The organism is Halorubrum sp. ASP1 (assembly GCF_005435135.1).
GTDB classification, from domain to species: domain Archaea; phylum Halobacteriota; class Halobacteria; order Halobacteriales; family Haloferacaceae; genus Halorubrum; species Halorubrum tropicale.
Genome location: NZ_SGUA01000007.1, coordinates 105,358 through 119,374, shown reverse-complemented (window position 1 = coordinate 119,374; position 14,017 = coordinate 105,358). Strand labels below are relative to the sequence as shown.

24 protein-coding genes and 2 tRNA genes are annotated in these 14,017 nt (G+C 54.0%); 25 read left to right on the top strand and 1 reads right to left on the bottom strand.

Annotated features, from left to right (window positions below; genetic code table 11):
- Positions 1–156: 156 nt before the first annotated feature.
- From EXE48_RS12005 to EXE48_RS11980, 6 genes are all read left to right on the top strand, one after another.
- Entirely contained in the window at positions 157–768 is a 612-nt protein-coding gene (locus EXE48_RS12005; protein ID WP_158295119.1) for an N-6 DNA methylase, read from the top strand.
- Between the two features lie 54 nt (positions 769–822).
- Positions 823–1,179, top strand: a complete 357-nt coding sequence (locus EXE48_RS12000; RefSeq protein WP_137711570.1) for a hypothetical protein — start codon at positions 823–825, stop codon at positions 1,177–1,179.
- A gap of 70 nt (positions 1,180–1,249) precedes the next feature.
- Positions 1,250–1,486: a hypothetical protein gene (locus EXE48_RS11995; RefSeq protein WP_137711569.1), complete on the top strand. Its 237-nt coding sequence runs from the start codon at positions 1,250–1,252 to the stop codon at positions 1,484–1,486.
- Positions 1,486–1,749 carry a hypothetical protein gene (locus tag EXE48_RS11990; protein ID WP_137711568.1) on the top strand — a complete coding sequence of 88 codons (264 nt, stop codon included), beginning with the start codon at positions 1,486–1,488 and terminating at the stop codon, positions 1,747–1,749. The genes EXE48_RS11995 and EXE48_RS11990 overlap by 1 nt, the downstream gene beginning before the upstream one ends.
- A 54-nt stretch (positions 1,750–1,803) precedes the next feature.
- Positions 1,804–2,679: a DNA cytosine methyltransferase gene (locus EXE48_RS11985; RefSeq protein WP_137711567.1), complete on the top strand. Its 876-nt coding sequence runs from the start codon at positions 1,804–1,806 to the stop codon at positions 2,677–2,679.
- A gap of 140 nt (positions 2,680–2,819) precedes the next feature.
- Entirely contained in the window at positions 2,820–3,101 is a 282-nt protein-coding gene (locus EXE48_RS11980) for a hypothetical protein (protein WP_137711566.1), read from the top strand.
- A gap of 113 nt (positions 3,102–3,214) precedes the next feature.
- On the opposite strand, the gene EXE48_RS11975 is transcribed toward EXE48_RS11980, so the two are convergent.
- A complete protein-coding gene (locus EXE48_RS11975; protein WP_158295118.1) occupies positions 3,215–3,937 on the bottom strand; it encodes a CPBP family intramembrane glutamic endopeptidase in 723 nt (240 codons plus the stop codon).
- 167 nt (positions 3,938–4,104) lie between these two features.
- Here EXE48_RS11975 and EXE48_RS11970 point away from each other — a divergent pair, with 167 nt between their 5' ends.
- The 19 genes from EXE48_RS11970 (at position 4,105) to EXE48_RS11880 (ending at position 14,011) form a co-directional block, all read left to right on the top strand.
- Positions 4,105–4,434 (top strand): hypothetical protein, encoded by a 330-nt coding sequence (locus EXE48_RS11970; RefSeq protein WP_137711564.1) that lies wholly within the window; start codon positions 4,105–4,107, stop codon positions 4,432–4,434.
- A 36-nt stretch (positions 4,435–4,470) separates the two neighbouring features.
- On the top strand, positions 4,471–4,917 hold the full coding sequence (locus tag EXE48_RS11965) for a hypothetical protein (RefSeq protein WP_137711563.1): 447 nt from the start codon (positions 4,471–4,473) through the stop codon (positions 4,915–4,917).
- 24 nt (positions 4,918–4,941) lie between these two features.
- On the top strand, positions 4,942–5,277 hold the full coding sequence (locus EXE48_RS11960) for a hypothetical protein (RefSeq protein WP_137711562.1): 336 nt from the start codon (positions 4,942–4,944) through the stop codon (positions 5,275–5,277).
- A 384-nt stretch (positions 5,278–5,661) separates the two neighbouring features.
- Positions 5,662–5,746: transfer RNA gene (locus EXE48_RS11955), tRNA-Ser, on the top strand.
- 39 nt (positions 5,747–5,785) lie between these two features.
- A tRNA-Pro gene (locus tag EXE48_RS11950) sits at positions 5,786–5,857 on the top strand.
- A 230-nt stretch (positions 5,858–6,087) separates the two neighbouring features.
- Positions 6,088–7,038, top strand: a complete 951-nt coding sequence (locus tag EXE48_RS11945; protein WP_137711561.1) for a hypothetical protein — start codon at positions 6,088–6,090, stop codon at positions 7,036–7,038.
- Between the two features lie 8 nt (positions 7,039–7,046).
- Positions 7,047–7,646, top strand: coding sequence for a helix-hairpin-helix domain-containing protein (locus EXE48_RS11940; protein ID WP_137711560.1), 600 nt, complete (start codon positions 7,047–7,049; stop codon positions 7,644–7,646).
- A gap of 420 nt (positions 7,647–8,066) precedes the next feature.
- Complete coding sequence (locus EXE48_RS11935) at positions 8,067–8,447, top strand: hypothetical protein (RefSeq protein WP_137711559.1); 381 nt, start codon at positions 8,067–8,069, stop codon at positions 8,445–8,447.
- 67 nt (positions 8,448–8,514) lie between these two features.
- Complete coding sequence (locus EXE48_RS11930; RefSeq protein WP_137711558.1) at positions 8,515–8,826, top strand: hypothetical protein; 312 nt, start codon at positions 8,515–8,517, stop codon at positions 8,824–8,826.
- Positions 8,819–9,040 (top strand): hypothetical protein, encoded by a 222-nt coding sequence (locus EXE48_RS11925; protein ID WP_137711557.1) that lies wholly within the window; start codon positions 8,819–8,821, stop codon positions 9,038–9,040. Before EXE48_RS11930 ends, EXE48_RS11925 begins: the two co-directional genes overlap by 8 nt.
- Positions 9,037–9,402 carry a hypothetical protein gene (locus EXE48_RS11920; protein ID WP_137711556.1) on the top strand — a complete coding sequence of 122 codons (366 nt, stop codon included), beginning with the start codon at positions 9,037–9,039 and terminating at the stop codon, positions 9,400–9,402. Before EXE48_RS11925 ends, EXE48_RS11920 begins: the two co-directional genes overlap by 4 nt.
- A gap of 55 nt (positions 9,403–9,457) precedes the next feature.
- The gene (locus EXE48_RS11915) at positions 9,458–10,141 is read left to right on the top strand and encodes a queuosine precursor transporter (RefSeq protein WP_137711555.1); all 684 of its coding nucleotides are present in this window, start codon (positions 9,458–9,460) and stop codon (positions 10,139–10,141) included.
- Positions 10,138–10,536 carry a hypothetical protein gene (locus EXE48_RS11910; RefSeq protein ID WP_137711554.1) on the top strand — a complete coding sequence of 133 codons (399 nt, stop codon included), beginning with the start codon at positions 10,138–10,140 and terminating at the stop codon, positions 10,534–10,536. The genes EXE48_RS11915 and EXE48_RS11910 overlap by 4 nt, the downstream gene beginning before the upstream one ends.
- A gap of 72 nt (positions 10,537–10,608) precedes the next feature.
- Entirely contained in the window at positions 10,609–11,001 is a 393-nt protein-coding gene (locus EXE48_RS11905) for a hypothetical protein (RefSeq protein ID WP_137711553.1), read from the top strand.
- A 23-nt stretch (positions 11,002–11,024) separates the two neighbouring features.
- A complete protein-coding gene (locus EXE48_RS11900; protein WP_137711552.1) occupies positions 11,025–11,297 on the top strand; it encodes a hypothetical protein in 273 nt (90 codons plus the stop codon).
- A gap of 56 nt (positions 11,298–11,353) precedes the next feature.
- Positions 11,354–11,827: a hypothetical protein gene (locus EXE48_RS11895; RefSeq protein WP_137711551.1), complete on the top strand. Its 474-nt coding sequence runs from the start codon at positions 11,354–11,356 to the stop codon at positions 11,825–11,827.
- Complete coding sequence (locus EXE48_RS11890; RefSeq protein ID WP_137711550.1) at positions 11,824–12,723, top strand: class I SAM-dependent methyltransferase; 900 nt, start codon at positions 11,824–11,826, stop codon at positions 12,721–12,723. Before EXE48_RS11895 ends, EXE48_RS11890 begins: the two co-directional genes overlap by 4 nt.
- 41 nt (positions 12,724–12,764) lie before the next feature.
- On the top strand, positions 12,765–13,142 hold the full coding sequence (locus tag EXE48_RS11885) for a hypothetical protein (protein ID WP_137711549.1): 378 nt from the start codon (positions 12,765–12,767) through the stop codon (positions 13,140–13,142).
- A gap of 23 nt (positions 13,143–13,165) precedes the next feature.
- Positions 13,166–14,011: a hypothetical protein gene (locus tag EXE48_RS11880; RefSeq protein ID WP_137711548.1), complete on the top strand. Its 846-nt coding sequence runs from the start codon at positions 13,166–13,168 to the stop codon at positions 14,009–14,011.
- Positions 14,012–14,017 lie beyond the last annotated feature (6 nt).

The window sequence follows — 14,017 nt, the reverse complement described above, 5'->3', positions numbered from 1 at the left end:
GGATGGCCCGAATTTGTTTTTGAGAAATGAGTGAGCATGTCTCAGCAAGATACCGATGTTAAAGAGGGCATCCAGAATACGGTTGATTGGTTGGATGATGTCCGACTTGAGACGGGACACCGTCTCTCTCGCGTCTTCCGTGACTGGACTACCCTCATGGTTGCAGCTCTCGCTGGCGACGACGACATCTACAACCACCAACTAGACGACTACGCCTCTCTTGAGGAGGATCCGAACACTCGAAGAGAAGTTGCCGAGTCGTTCAGTAAGGCTTTCGGCGAACTCTCTGCGACAACAATCACCGCTGACCGCCCGGTGATTGGAGACGTCTACGAGGAAATCGGAACACGATCGGATAGGCTCGGCCAGTACTTCACCCCATGGAATCTGTGTCAACTCAAAGCCGAGCTCATCACCGCAGGCAAGGACCACGACCAAAGCGGCGACCCGGTAACCATCTCTGACCCTGCCTGCGGTAGCGGACGATTGCTTATTGCGGAGGCCAAACGCCTCCACGAAGAGGACCCCGAAACTCCCGTCATTGCTACCGGTGTTGATAAGGACCGCACTTGTGCTCGGATGGCGGTAATCAATCTCGCTATCGCTGGCGTTCCGGGCAGAATCCACCACGGTGACTCTCTTTCAATGGACTTCCATCGAACGTGGCTCATCGACCCGACGACGGCCGGGCCGACGGTCAAACAGGTCGAACCCCCGGAAGTCTCTGAAGAGTCAGACGCGGACGACGCTCGGCAGGCAACACTCTGAACCGTTTGACCATGTCCCGCAACAATATTCCTCTTGGAATCAAATCGTATTGATATGAACCGAACCAAAGAGTCGATGTTCACAACGCTGTTAGAACACGGCCAGAGCCGAAACTTCCCTATTCTCTCTTTCGTTCTTGAGGACCGTCGCCGGTTCAAGGTGGAGTGCGTCGGCATCTCCAGTGCAGAAGAGTACGAGTCTACCTTCTCTCATGGGAGCATCGACTATACTGTAGAGTTTGGACACGACCTTGTCGAGAAATACGGCCTCGAGTCCGATGTCGGCCGCCTCATGATGTCCCAGACCGGGAAGGATTCCTACAGCGACCTCGAATTCCTCCTTGCGGGTGCCCGTGCCGATCAGGAGCTCGTGCCCGTCGGGGTTGTTAGCGCGTTAGAAGTTCTGGACTAACCGCCCAGCAGCCTCGAATACTCTCCCGATCACCACCCGTCAGGTCCCTGTTTGTCGCCGTAGATGGCTGATGACGTATCCAAGAGTCACAATCGAAGGAACCGACCTCCCAGAGCCGATTGACGGAATCGACGATCGTGAGTACGCAGACGCTGATCACGCGGTCTACTACCCACAGCACTTCAAAATCAAGCCGGATCTGGAGATGGTCTATCTACAGTACGATGAGGACACCCGACGGTGGATCGACCTCGACAGCATTCGCTCAATAACTGCCAAACACCCTGATCGCGGGTCTCAAGACTGATGTCTGACCCCACAGACTCGAGATACGACGACCGTGAACCTCCGAGAAGCGAAGTCGACCTTTACGGAGAGCCTGTTGCCGCAGAACAGTCCGCTAATCACTATTACGAGGTGTACGCAGATCGCCATGCCGAAGCTCCTGAAGACGTTCAACACGTATTCGTCGCAAAACACACTCTAGAGGCCGGTGAATGGGTCAAGCAGGGGCTTGATCGCCATCGAATAGGCAACCTCTTCAACGAAAACGAGTGGCCCACCGACTGAATCCACGGATCAGGTAGAGATAAATGCTTACTCGCGGATATTCGCTACAACAAGATGCCCACCCCCGACCTGACAGCAGGAGAACGCGTGTATTCCCTTGACGAACTCGCAGGGGATGACACCGTCCGACCTCGGGGCGATATGACAGGCCACCCTCGAGATCGAGTACGCGTTCTTGACCTCTTCTCAGGTCGTGGCGCTGTCGGACTTGCCCTCCACACGTTCTTTAAGCGGTGGCCTCAGCCCCACCAACTCACTGGCGACTTTATCGGCGTCGACAAGGAAGATTTCTCAGAGGACTACCCCGGTCGGTTCCTCCAGCACGACGTCGCCAACCTCACGCTAGACGATCTCCCCATTGACGAGAAGGTGGACCTCGTATGGGCTTCACCACCTTGCCAGCCATACGCCAAGGGCAGCCACCAGCACTATGAGAATCTTCCAGAAGACCACCCTCTCCCATCTATTCCTGATCTCAACCTCCATGAGGTTTGTAACCGTCTTGGGCGCAACTACGTCATCGAAAACGTCCCCGGGTGTTCGGACCTTCGTGATGACCGCATCGTCAAAGTGAACGGTGCTGCATTTGGACTCCCAATAAACTTCGAGCGCCACTTTGAGGTCAGCTTCTACGACGAGTTCCGACGCCACGGCACCGAGGACTACCGAGCACCTCTTCCCCCAGACATCATCCAGTTCCAGACCGCCACGATCGAGCAACTCCTCCGTGGGAAGGCCATCCCACCCGAACATATGGACAAGCGCAGCTGGAACCAAAGCGAAGCCCGAGCGGCAATCCCACCGAACTACGTGACGTTCATCCTCTCTCACTGCCCAACACTCGACGAACTCACCACGCCGAGCGGGAGTCTACAATGGTGGTCGTCAGTCGCACTCGAAACCGGCCAACACGCAATCACTCACTACTGAACTCGGAACCATTGAAAGGCGCGAACTGCCTCAAGCCGGGTTTCAAGGCTCTTCGGCCGTATCTGACTCTGACTACTACATCATTAGCAGGTGACTCCTACGCCGCTTTCGTTTGTCACCTCAAATGGGTGCTTCCAATCATGTCCCTCAGCTCACCGCTCTCGCCTGACGATCTCCCTAACCTCCCTGAAAGCCACAAACGGGCCACCACCGAGCTCATCACCCGCTCTGCCTGCCTCCTCGACCAAGTGAACGGCCCATCAGCACCCGTACAAGCAGTCAAATCCATCGTCCGTGGGTACGATGACGTTCCACTCCCGATCGTCGAGACGGCACTCCTCGTCCTCACTGAAGTGCATGACTCCATCCGCTCCGGCCGCAGTATCGGACAGGCAGATATCACTGCGTTCACCTCCACCTGATTTGTCACTCCTCAGCGGATTGTATCCGATCCCGGTTTTCTCGCATAGCAACGCTCAAACTCACTGAAAAAGCCGAAGCCGGTGACATCGCCTTCCTACGAGGTGTTCCTCCCCTAGCCAGCCGCAGTAGCGTATAGCGAATAGTACACAAAAGCGTTGTAGGCCCCATGGACAGCTATGGGGTAGAAGAGGTTGCTAGTTTTCAAGAATACCCACCCTAGCGGTAATGCCACCACGAAAATTGTCGCGAGGCTCGATAGCGTTTGTCCGCCGGTTCCATTAAGATATGATGGAAAATGAACCAGCGCGAACATCATGCTCGACACGACTACCGCAGTGCCCCCAGAGAAGTTCGTATATAAGCGCTTCTGAACGATGTTCCGGTAGACCAGCTCTTCAGCCGGCCCGACAACAAGAAACGCAAGTACGGCCAGCCAGAGGAGTATCTCCGGATTCCCACTTTCCGCGACCGTGTCGACAAGCGAATGCGACGCTGACTCCACGCCCGCATAGCGGCTTACCTCACCGACGGCATATACACCAAGGACGACAGCTAGCAGCGCAAAGAGGCCATCTTTAGCTTGACTCAACCTTGGCACCGAGACGTCGATATACGCCCATTCATCATCTGATAGCGTAAAGTACACTACCGCCGTCAACAGCCCACCCAGCCCAACAGAAACATTTGAGATAGCAATTGAGTATACGGGCGTCACTTCTCCGACCGACTGTACAGCAACCATTCGAAGCGTAACAGTCCAAAACGCAATCGAAAGAATTCCGCTGACCGCGACTGAGGCTGCTATCAAAAGATCACCGCCAGCCTTCCCGATCACACTCTGTATCGAGTTTGCTAACCGACTGGCTCCTACCGACGGAGGGCTTTTCCCCGCTCTCTGAGACATATCGCTCTCTACCTTTTCCTACAACTTAGTCCTCTGGCAAAGCCTTCCTCAGTAGTTTGTCTATCGCGGATGGGTAGCTGTCTTCAGAGATAAATCCAATGGCACGAAAAACCCACTACCAGCAACTCAAGGAGTATTATGAGGAAAAAGTCGATACTGAAAAGCCCTGTTCCGTTGGCAATACTCTTTCTGTTTCCCGCCTCTCTGGGGTACCTGAGTGGGCTGCCGATTACCCTGTCACAGGCCAAGTCACCCGCGTAGAGCCGAAAGGAGTTGGCACCCACAACATCGTCGCGGATTGGTTTGTTAGAGTCCGTTTCGACAGTGATCAGCCAACTGGTGTCGCAGGCACCACAACAGAGCTATTCTGTGTGGGCGGTTCACGCCGGAGCTGGGCTGACCTCCCAGTTGTCGTCACAGACGACTAACACCTCAATCCAGCATTTATCAGCAGACAATTGGTGATGTCCTTGATTGACTACACCAAAGTTGGCCACTGGGGCTATTGGAAGGCACTCATTCGCGACCTCAACCTCGAGGATACTTTCACCGATGTTTGGGGTACCGATCCTGACTCGTTTGAAGCAGACGAGCCCGAAGTCACCATCATCGAAGAGACGCTTGAGGCCGCTAACAACGAGTACATGCTCCTCTCGGACACCTCTAACCCGCCAAGTTACCGTGTCTTCCAGATCAACAGCACCCAGTCGGAAGAAGCCGAAAGCACTGTCACAGTCTCTGACCCCGACGAGATCCCCGCAGATGTTGGAGAGTACTTTGTCAAAGCCGTTGCGGCCCTCAACTACGATACAGCAAACGTCTCTCCGCAGTCCGCGGCTGAAAACATTCGCGAGGCTGTCCTCTCCCAGAACATCAGTCTGGGAGTAGAATACGAGTACAAGCGCGAATAATCGACTAGACGACCAATAACAATCATGAACGCACTCTCAAAACAGTTCTCTCGTCATGATGAGACTAATAAGGAGGCTGCTCTCCTCGCCGGTTACGCCGTTCTGGCCGAACTGACACGGCACAGCCGGACTGACGAATGGACCATCGACCGACGGGAAGGAGTACAGAAGGCCACCGACGATTCTGGCGACTGGCTCGTTCTCAGGCTAACGAACACGCACGGCAATTCCGCTACAGTGTATCTCCTCGGAGGTTCCAACGATTTTCAAGTCTTCTTCGACGACGATGACTGGAGTGACACTGTTTCTGAACCTGCTGCGGTTCTGGACATAATCGACTCCCACTGGCCCACCTTGTAATGTCGATCTGGTCTGATCAGTGGCGTATTCGATGTCCCAATGGGCACGCTTCTCTGAAACGGCGGCATTCCAAAGGGTACTGGTACTGCCGCAGCTGCCACGACAATCCACAGATCGATGTCCACAAACACGATCACGTAATCGACACGAAGAAAGACGAGCAGATCCCCGCCTCTCCCGATAACATTTCCAACATCGACGGTATCAATCCGCAGAGGTAAGTCGGCAACATTTATTTTCTGTGATGGGCGAGGATATTCTACTACAACAACAATGTGCCAGAGGAGCATGGGTGGTTCATGCACTCGGCTTGTAACCGAGATTCCCTGCGTTCGAACCGCAGCTCTGGCTTCTGGGCACGTATTCCAGATATGACTCCTGATTGGTGGAGTGGCAGAGTGGCCTATTGCGCTGGTCTTGAAAACCAGTAGCGCCTCGCGCTTCGGGGGTTCAAATCCCTCCTCCACCGTCACTGTCAGGCAGCACCTAATAGTGCGAAATACGTACTGGGACGATGGGTTAGTGGCTATACTTCGGGCTTTGGGTGCCCGGTACCCCGGTTCGAATCCGGGTCGTCCCATTCACAACAGATTACATTCATGATCAAAGTTACTCTCGAACTCGAAGTCGCACTTCCAGAGACTACCGACGTTAAATCTGAACAAGACGCAGTCGATGAAGCATACGAGATAGTCGACAGTGCGCCCGCATTCGACCGGATCGACGCTGAAGAATTGGCTCACCATACCACTGATACTCGCGTCGAAGGCCTTCGTGCCGACACAACCGAGTAACTGCTAATTTCACACAATGGGAGCTCACCTGAAATTCAAACTCGAAGACTCAAGTAACGCTCTAGAAGCAAACCAGTGGATAAGTGAACAAGAAGAAGATACGCGGCTGGCTGAACTCGAACACGCACAGGCCATCCGATTCGTCGAAGAGGAGCGTGAATTTGGCAGCAATGTTGGCGAAGGAGATGTCAAGCCTAGCAGTATCCACGATAACAAAGCAGAGGTCCTAGAACTCTGGGCGGCTCTATTTGACAAACTCCACGACCACGATTCATTCAACATCCGAGTCCTCGCCTCGAGTTGTGCCCTCCGGTTGATGACTTTCTCGCTCGATCAGCTCCAGCGTATCACCAATCGTGGCCGAGCCCTCTCCGGCCCCAGAAGTGGTGAGTATCGAGACATGCTACAGAAGTCAGAGATCGCAGACCAGTACAACACGTTAGCCGAACAGTTTGGCAAAGACGCAGTACCAGAATGTCTCGATTACTTCTTACATCATTTTGATGTAGAAGTTACTCCAGAAGGTCTCACCGAGGACTCTCCTTTTAGACTCACTACAGTTGTCAATGCGATCGAAACGCTAGCTGAGATCGGCGTAGTAGAAAAAACTCAGTCTGGACTCTACTGTCTCGATGACGCACACCCAGCAACAGAACCGTTTCTAGAGGCATACAGAGAGTTAGCAATGGAGATCGGCCCGCACCCTTTCTCATCTATCTTTTCCAGCCAGACGAACGCTGCTGTCCTCAACTGCTTGCTCGTATACCATACCGAGACGTTTCGGATGGACATGCTCACAGAAATGCTTCCAGTGTCAGATTCAGAAGTCTACCTCGCATGTTCGGGGCTCGAAGACACAAATGTCGTAACGAGCTCATACGACTCGTTCTGGTCGCTAAACGCACAAAATGCTGGTGTTGAATCGCTCTTAGAAGCACACCGACACCTGATTCTGCCTACTAACTAGATCAGAGAATGTCCTCCGGATCAACCACTACTGACACCAGCCAAGGCCGCCTACAAAAGCCTCCACAGCCGGGATACGTCTACGGTGACGAACGTCACGCATCTGATTCTGGTACAGAACCTACCTACCCTGAACAGTTTCAAGTAGTCTTCATTGATTCTGAGCGCGTTCTCCTCCAAAATCTCGATGCGACCGATTACCGGTACGAACGGCGAGACCCCTTTGAGGATGCAATAGGGACTCGATGGACGCTGTTAGATCAAGAAGACGTAGACGAGAGCTCACGAGCAGACGTCCCTGAGATCACTCCATTCGTTTCGATACTGGAGGTCAAAGCAGAATCGTATCGTCGAAGCCGCACAGAGGCTAATAGACTAAAGGCAGAAGCGATTGAAGATGCGATACAACTACTGGAAGGCCACCAACCTACTACAATCGACTGGAGCGAGGTTGACGGGATTGGAGAAAAAACAGCCGAACAGCTAGTCGATCACGGCTTCTCAACCGATGCTGACCTAGCTGTTGCGTCTGATGAACAGCTACGTGAGATACCCGGCATAGGCGAGAAAAACCTCGCAAACGCCCGGAAGTACATTGAGAGCAACTGAGAGGTCTATGAACCTCTGGCCTACTCAGGGGTACAGCATTTGTCTCCTGTAATAGGTGCTATGCCACGCAGACGCGAAAGTGGGCACTACGATGTCGGACAGATCGAACAGACTCGCGGTGGTCCTCGACCACGCAAGTGCGGCGTCTATGGAGTGATCAAGGGCACTCAGATAGAATCCAACGAGCACTTAGAATGGTCCCACATCTGCTCCGGCATCATCAAAAAGTCTCGGTGGTGCGCATTCCGGATTGGCCCCGGCGACAACGGCACGGGGACCCGCACAGACCTTCTACAGGCGTTCGACACCAAGTCTGAAGCTGTCGACTACCTCAATCGGAAGTACGGAAGCAAATTCGACGAGACGTATTAGACCGCCTCTCATTCTCTCGTTTTTTCCAGTAAATAAGTGAACCACGTTATGACCGAGTATCCAAGTTTGAATCTCAGCCACGTTGAACGGCGACGGATCATCCGCGACCACGCCAGCTGGTACGCTGAAGGCCCCGACCGAACTACCAGAAGCATCAGAGAGCATGTCCGCAGCCTGTCAAAGCTCAATGACGACAACCTCATTCGAGCATGGTACGACGACGTCGGCGAGTGGGTGTTGTCGCGGCGAGATGTTCTGCTCCCGCGAACCCTTGACGAGGACACCTTCCTCGATTCACAACTCGGGCGTCTCCTCAACGGTCAGGAGACTGATTACGGTTTTCTGAACGTGATCTCTGTCTCGAGCGTCCTCGATAGCACTACTCCCACCAACCAGCAGAGCGAAACCACAGCTAACACCCCAGTATGAACACGAAACTCACCCCTCAAACGGAATCGCACTGGAAAAAGACGTACAACATCCTACAGGTGACTGAATGACCGTCGACGATCGCTACCTCAACGGCATCTACTACGATAGAAACGGTGGGGGCTCTGTCCGAATCGAACGCGATGAGGAAACCGGAGGAGCCATCCTGATCAACATGGATGGCGAAGAACAAGCCCGTCTTGGGCCCGAAGAGTGGCTCGAGCATCAAGAAGATTTCATGCCGGTTCCAGAAGCCGCTGTTGACGATCCAGTCGGGTACTATGAACGGGTAGTCGAAACCCTCCGCCGTGACGACCACAACTTCGACCAAGGCTTCATGTACGCCGATGAGGCGACTGAGGTGGTGGAGCGTGACTGACCGAAACGCAACAGTCTCAGAACTCGTCGACCTCTGGCAGGAAGGAGAACTAACCCTCGAAGAGGGCACGGTCAAAAGAACTGACCATACTACTCTCCACGTCGAGTACGAAGGCACAGACGGTGCGCTCGAACTCACGTACACACTGGCTGAAGAACTGAGTTACCGAAGCGACGGTACACAAGATCGGTTTAACATCTTAGCTGACCAATGACGGTTGCAGACGCCGAGCAGACCATGATCCACGAAACGGAGGACCCACTAGTCGAAATGGAAGTCCCCGGTGTAGAGATCATGGCCGCGCTCCCGGACGAAGAGCAAGCGAAGATCGTCGAATCGTTCAACACAGTCTGTGACGACTGGAATGAAGAACCGGTTGAATCAGTAACAGAACTCCCGGATGCGATACTAGCCGACTGGGAGGTGTGGGTCGATGCGGAGTCGTCTCTGACCCGGTGGCAGATCCTGCTTCGTGTTCTCGAAGCTCGTGACAGGGTCTACACGTGGTCGAACCCCGCATTCTACACTGTCGTCACTGACCTCGGAGACCCACCGCTAGAAGTGGCCAGCTCATAGAGCGACTACCCCAGTTTTCAGCCGCTAACCGCCTCACAGCAACTCACCAGACCACATGAACACAAAAATCGGCCTCCCCGCTGTATTCATCACAGCAATCATCGTCGCGAACGTTACTGCCGCAAAGCTCGCATACTTCGAAATACCCCTTCTAGGTGGTGTTGCGATCCCCGCAGGGTTCATCGCCTTTGGCGTCGCATTCCTCGCTAGCGACTTGATGGTAGAGGTACACGGCCGGGAATTCGCCACAACGGTAGTCAACTGGACAGTCTCCTGTCTCATCCTTGGATATGGGCTCATCTACCTCGCGATCGCACTCCCTACCGCTCCCTTCTACCAAGCACACGCGGCCTATGCGACAACTCTCGGGGCGTCTTCTAACATCATCCTCGCCTCTATCGTCACTCTTCTGCTCTCACAGCATATCGACGTCAATCTCTTCGCAGAAATCAAACAGCGCACGGGCGACAACCACCGCTGGATACGGAACCTCATGTCGACATCCATCTCGCAGGCTGTCGACACCGCCCTCTTCATCACACTCGCGTTCACCTTCTTCCCCGCACTCACCAGTGGCGACATCCTCTGGGGGACCGCTCTCGCGACCACTATACTCGGCCAGTACGTCGCTAAAGTAGTTGTTGCCGCTCTTGACACCCCATTCTTCTACCTCGCAACTACCCTGAATCGGCGAACCGCTTCCTCAGCAAACCCCACCTCCACTGACATCCAAACATGACCACTCCAGACTTCATTCCACTCAATACCAGCGACGGGCCAACACTGTGGGCACGCACGTCCGAGACGAACAGCACGACAACTGAGCCGACACTAACTGTCGTTGAAGGGCCAGACCCAACTGACCCTGTCGACACGTTTCACATCTCCACTGACGAAGCACACCGGCTCGCGGCCCTCGCACCTTCGGATACCGACAGCAAACTTGAAGAAGTAACTCGGGATCTCATGGCTATTGAGCGCGACCGCCTACTCGGATACCGCACTTCCGACCTTCACATGGACCCGAAAGCCGCGCTCAACCGAGCCATAGCCGTACTAGAGGCTCATGGGTACGACCCCGATGAGCTAATCCTTCCTGAAGATCAGCGTTCACTCGATCTCGACCTCGACTGAAGCGAGTGAAACGGCATCTACCCCCAACTAGAACGCCTCTCCCGCATTTTTTAGCCCTGATAGGCGAGGCCTATGAACGTACCAGAAAACCCGCGCCCTGACTTTGGCCCTGACCAACTTCAAGAACTGCGAGAGGCGTACCACCAGCGAGATGATGCCGAGTACGAACTGTTCTACAGCTACATGGTGAGTGAGGTCATGGACCTCTCTCCGGGAGACGACCTCCGCTGGGGTGAACGGCTCTACTGTGTCGTTCACACCACCATGCAGTCCCGACAACTCGTCTTGAGCCCATTTGACGACATCCTCGAAAAATACCACGGAGAACCTAGCGGCGACTTCGTAACCGAATTCTTCTGTGACTGGTTCCGCGGTAATGTCATCCCCGGAATGGCGCATGTAGTCACCCGGTTTAATGGTGAAACAGACCCAGAAACCGCAGAGGTAGCACACCTACTCGACTAGCCTCGTTCAAATCCTTCTTATTCATGAGCTCAAATTTTCTCATCATCGTCAGCGATACGGGATCGAATCTCCACCGATTCCCCAACGCGCAAGGATTTTGGGGCGACTACACCGGCAAAGAGTATTCTGTGTACGTCGTCGACGAAGAGGGAGAGAAGCACGGATTCTATTGCGGCGAGATTGTCTATGCCGCACCGGCAGGCAGCGGCGCCGTTCCCTCGCCTGAAGAGTTGATAGAGAAACACGAACCATACGGGGACCGAACTGGCGAAGAAGAGTGGGGCCACATCAAATGAGTCGGCAACTCCACACCAGAGACATCCTTACTCGCTCAGACCACTCTCTCCAAGAGGTGATCGAATCCCGCGCCTCTGGGGATATTCTCATCATCATGCCCGACGATGAGCGCCTTGATGCGTATAACCCAGAGCAACAGACCCTAAACGGCTCCCACTGGTCGTTTCCCAGTTCCCCAGAAGTGTATGTTGGGACTATCCCCCACAAAGGTGATCAGGATCCGCTCCCGTACAGCGAAGACCAGTTTGATACGGTCATCTCGCTGTTCAGTCGCCGGCAACTCGTCAAGCGGATGATCCCCTTCCACGAGTTCATCTGGCTCACCAGAGGCGGCGGCCACATCCTCCAAGCGACTGGCCTCCTCCCAAAGGAAAACCCCGACCATGATTTCGGCGGGTGGGTCTCCGAAAGCGAAGACGCCACCCTCAACGAGCTGGTCGTCACTCGCTACGAGGGGTTCAAGACACCCTACGTACTCGGCGACTGGACCGTCGATAACGCCACCCACACACCTGCCACCCGACGATGAGCAAATCACAACCTACCTCGACGTCGATCACCCCGGAACGCCACGACACCGACGATCTCAAAGACACATGGACGTGGAGCGAGGGCGTCACCAAGACCGTCACCCGGCTTCTCCGCTCCCCATCGCTCAAAGTCTGTACCGGTAACACGCCAGCGTGTGACCACAATCTGGATAAAGACCCGCTCGATGGCGTGACTATGCAAGCAGATGCGTTCAACTTGCCGTACCGCGATTGTACCTTCGAAACCACCGTAAGTGACCCCCCGTGGCTGGCAAAATCGACCGAGGAACGTCGTCGCCTCTTTGAGGAGGTCCTCCGAGTAACGAAACCGGGTGGCCTGATCATCTACAACGCGACGTGGATCCCGGAGAATGAACGTGCTACCGTTCGAGATCAGGGCTTCCGCCAAGAGGGAGAGTTCTGGGGCAACCAGTCATTCTTGCTAGTATATCAAAAGACACCAACAGATAGTGAACTTCTGGAGATGTACGACGTTGACAGCGATCGACGGCTCTCTCCAGATGACTTTGGGGGGAATGCCCCGTGGCAGGATGTCGACCCGGAGTACCTTACTGACCCTCGAATTGTAACCCCCCATAACGAGTTTAGATGTCCCGAATGTGGTTGCTCTAAACTAGGCCAGCATCGTGACGTGGAGCTTAGTGGCAACTATCGCTGGGAGCTCTATCAGTGTATGAACCCTCACTGCGGCTTTAGACCAATGGCTGAAGAGATATACGAGGCACGAGAGCAAAGATTGTCCAGTGAAGGAGTTGATGTTTCCTCAACCAGCCAGCAAAAACTCTCTGACCTCTCACAGAACGATCCGCCCACTCTCCAGACAGATATCAGCAGATACTCACCAAGTCGTCAGTACGCCGTTGCTGAAGACTAACCGCCAAAATTTGTTTTCTAGCATAGGTAGAGGTGCTTCCCATGCTCGACATGACCGACATCGAAAAAGGCGTCTTACTGTTCGACAAAAATTCAGGCACGGTCTTCCGAGTCGCTGACCGCGATACTACCTTTGAAGGAGACGAATTTTTCGGAGAAGTCTCCATCAATGCGCTTGGCTCCGATCACGAAGAACAGGTTGACGCAGAACAGTTTGCACGGTCGCTAACGGCAGGCGAGTACTGTGCTATTGCTGATGATGTTGTTCGCGACCCGGCAGACGTTCTTGCCCGGATGGCCATGAGAGAAACCAACCAACTCTCTACCCAGCTTGGCTTCGGACACGAGTACGACATGAAGGGCGTAGAGACAATCGCAGATCTTCAAGCTGCGTCGTATCTGTACCGTCACCAAGACTAGCCATTAGCCTAATTTCATTTACTATGCCAACCAAACCAACTAACTCTACAGACAAAACTCAAAGCCGGTATGCTACAGGCCGGGAGAGCGCAGTCACTACCTCGCCCGAATCAGTATCGGCAACGAAGTCTCCGCTTCTGTATATCAGTTCTTGGCGGACACTCATCGGCGGTGGGTTCGCGTTTCTGACGCTGTGGTTCGGTATCCCCGCTCTCCTCTTGTTGGCCTTCCTCACTGAACTTATAGAAGCAGAGATAACGAACCGACAGACAACCATCAAGCTATTCAGCTTCTCTCGCTCAATGCGAGATGGCGTCCGAGGAATTGGGGTTGTCTCTCTTTTGTTCATAGTCCCACTTCTTTCGTGGGCCCTCTATAGTGGCCTCTCTGCGTTCGGCAATTCCGCCCCTGACAGTCTCCTATTCAACAACCCGCTTCTACTCGTATTGCTACCGATCACAGCAGTCGCTCTCTTCGGAGCTATCTACGCTTCTCCAGCAGTATTCATCGAGAGCGTTCGGATTGACGCATCTATGACAGCGTTCAATTCCCACCTAGTTGGGACACTCACGTCTCCACACTACTTCCTTTCGTGGTGGATGAGCGTCATTACAGTCATTGGTGGGTTTGCCCTATGGAGTTTCTCATTCATCCTCCCTCCAGTAGGGCTCTTCTTTGGGCCCGTCATCGGGTTCTACTCGGTCTGTGTAGCCACTGTCATGCTCACGAAAGCCGTCGACGAGGCTTCCAACGGGATCAATTATCCGTTCGCCGATCCGAATACACCTTCAGAGACGCAGCCTGAAGGAACACCAACAACAGACTATCCATCGCTTTCTGAGGTTCGTGAACAGAATGATTTTAAGTGACCCACG

What these genes read in the sequence shown, in the direction of transcription:
- EXE48_RS12005 (WP_158295119.1), top strand. Translation starts at nt 157, where the DNA reads ATGGTTGCAGCTCTCGCTGGCGACGACGACATCTACAACCACCAACTA.
- EXE48_RS12000 (WP_137711570.1), top strand. Translation starts at nt 823, where the DNA reads ATGAACCGAACCAAAGAGTCGATGTTCACAACGCTGTTAGAACACGGC.
- EXE48_RS11995 (WP_137711569.1), top strand. Translation starts at nt 1,250, where the DNA reads ATGACGTATCCAAGAGTCACAATCGAAGGAACCGACCTCCCAGAGCCG.
- EXE48_RS11990 (WP_137711568.1), top strand. Translation starts at nt 1,486, where the DNA reads ATGTCTGACCCCACAGACTCGAGATACGACGACCGTGAACCTCCGAGA.
- EXE48_RS11985 (WP_137711567.1), top strand. Translation starts at nt 1,804, where the DNA reads ATGCCCACCCCCGACCTGACAGCAGGAGAACGCGTGTATTCCCTTGAC.
- EXE48_RS11980 (WP_137711566.1), top strand. Translation starts at nt 2,820, where the DNA reads ATGTCCCTCAGCTCACCGCTCTCGCCTGACGATCTCCCTAACCTCCCT.
- EXE48_RS11970 (WP_137711564.1), top strand. Translation starts at nt 4,105, where the DNA reads ATGGCACGAAAAACCCACTACCAGCAACTCAAGGAGTATTATGAGGAA.
- EXE48_RS11965 (WP_137711563.1), top strand. Translation starts at nt 4,471, where the DNA reads ATGTCCTTGATTGACTACACCAAAGTTGGCCACTGGGGCTATTGGAAG.
- EXE48_RS11960 (WP_137711562.1), top strand. Translation starts at nt 4,942, where the DNA reads ATGAACGCACTCTCAAAACAGTTCTCTCGTCATGATGAGACTAATAAG.
- EXE48_RS11945 (WP_137711561.1), top strand. Translation starts at nt 6,088, where the DNA reads ATGGGAGCTCACCTGAAATTCAAACTCGAAGACTCAAGTAACGCTCTA.
- EXE48_RS11940 (WP_137711560.1), top strand. Translation starts at nt 7,047, where the DNA reads ATGTCCTCCGGATCAACCACTACTGACACCAGCCAAGGCCGCCTACAA.
- EXE48_RS11935 (WP_137711559.1), top strand. Translation starts at nt 8,067, where the DNA reads ATGACCGAGTATCCAAGTTTGAATCTCAGCCACGTTGAACGGCGACGG.
- EXE48_RS11930 (WP_137711558.1), top strand. Translation starts at nt 8,515, where the DNA reads ATGACCGTCGACGATCGCTACCTCAACGGCATCTACTACGATAGAAAC.
- EXE48_RS11920 (WP_137711556.1), top strand. Translation starts at nt 9,037, where the DNA reads ATGACGGTTGCAGACGCCGAGCAGACCATGATCCACGAAACGGAGGAC.
- EXE48_RS11915 (WP_137711555.1), top strand. Translation starts at nt 9,458, where the DNA reads ATGAACACAAAAATCGGCCTCCCCGCTGTATTCATCACAGCAATCATC.
- EXE48_RS11910 (WP_137711554.1), top strand. Translation starts at nt 10,138, where the DNA reads ATGACCACTCCAGACTTCATTCCACTCAATACCAGCGACGGGCCAACA.
- EXE48_RS11905 (WP_137711553.1), top strand. Translation starts at nt 10,609, where the DNA reads ATGAACGTACCAGAAAACCCGCGCCCTGACTTTGGCCCTGACCAACTT.
- EXE48_RS11900 (WP_137711552.1), top strand. Translation starts at nt 11,025, where the DNA reads ATGAGCTCAAATTTTCTCATCATCGTCAGCGATACGGGATCGAATCTC.
- EXE48_RS11890 (WP_137711550.1), top strand. Translation starts at nt 11,824, where the DNA reads ATGAGCAAATCACAACCTACCTCGACGTCGATCACCCCGGAACGCCAC.
- EXE48_RS11885 (WP_137711549.1), top strand. Translation starts at nt 12,765, where the DNA reads ATGCTCGACATGACCGACATCGAAAAAGGCGTCTTACTGTTCGACAAA.
- EXE48_RS11880 (WP_137711548.1), top strand. Translation starts at nt 13,166, where the DNA reads ATGCCAACCAAACCAACTAACTCTACAGACAAAACTCAAAGCCGGTAT.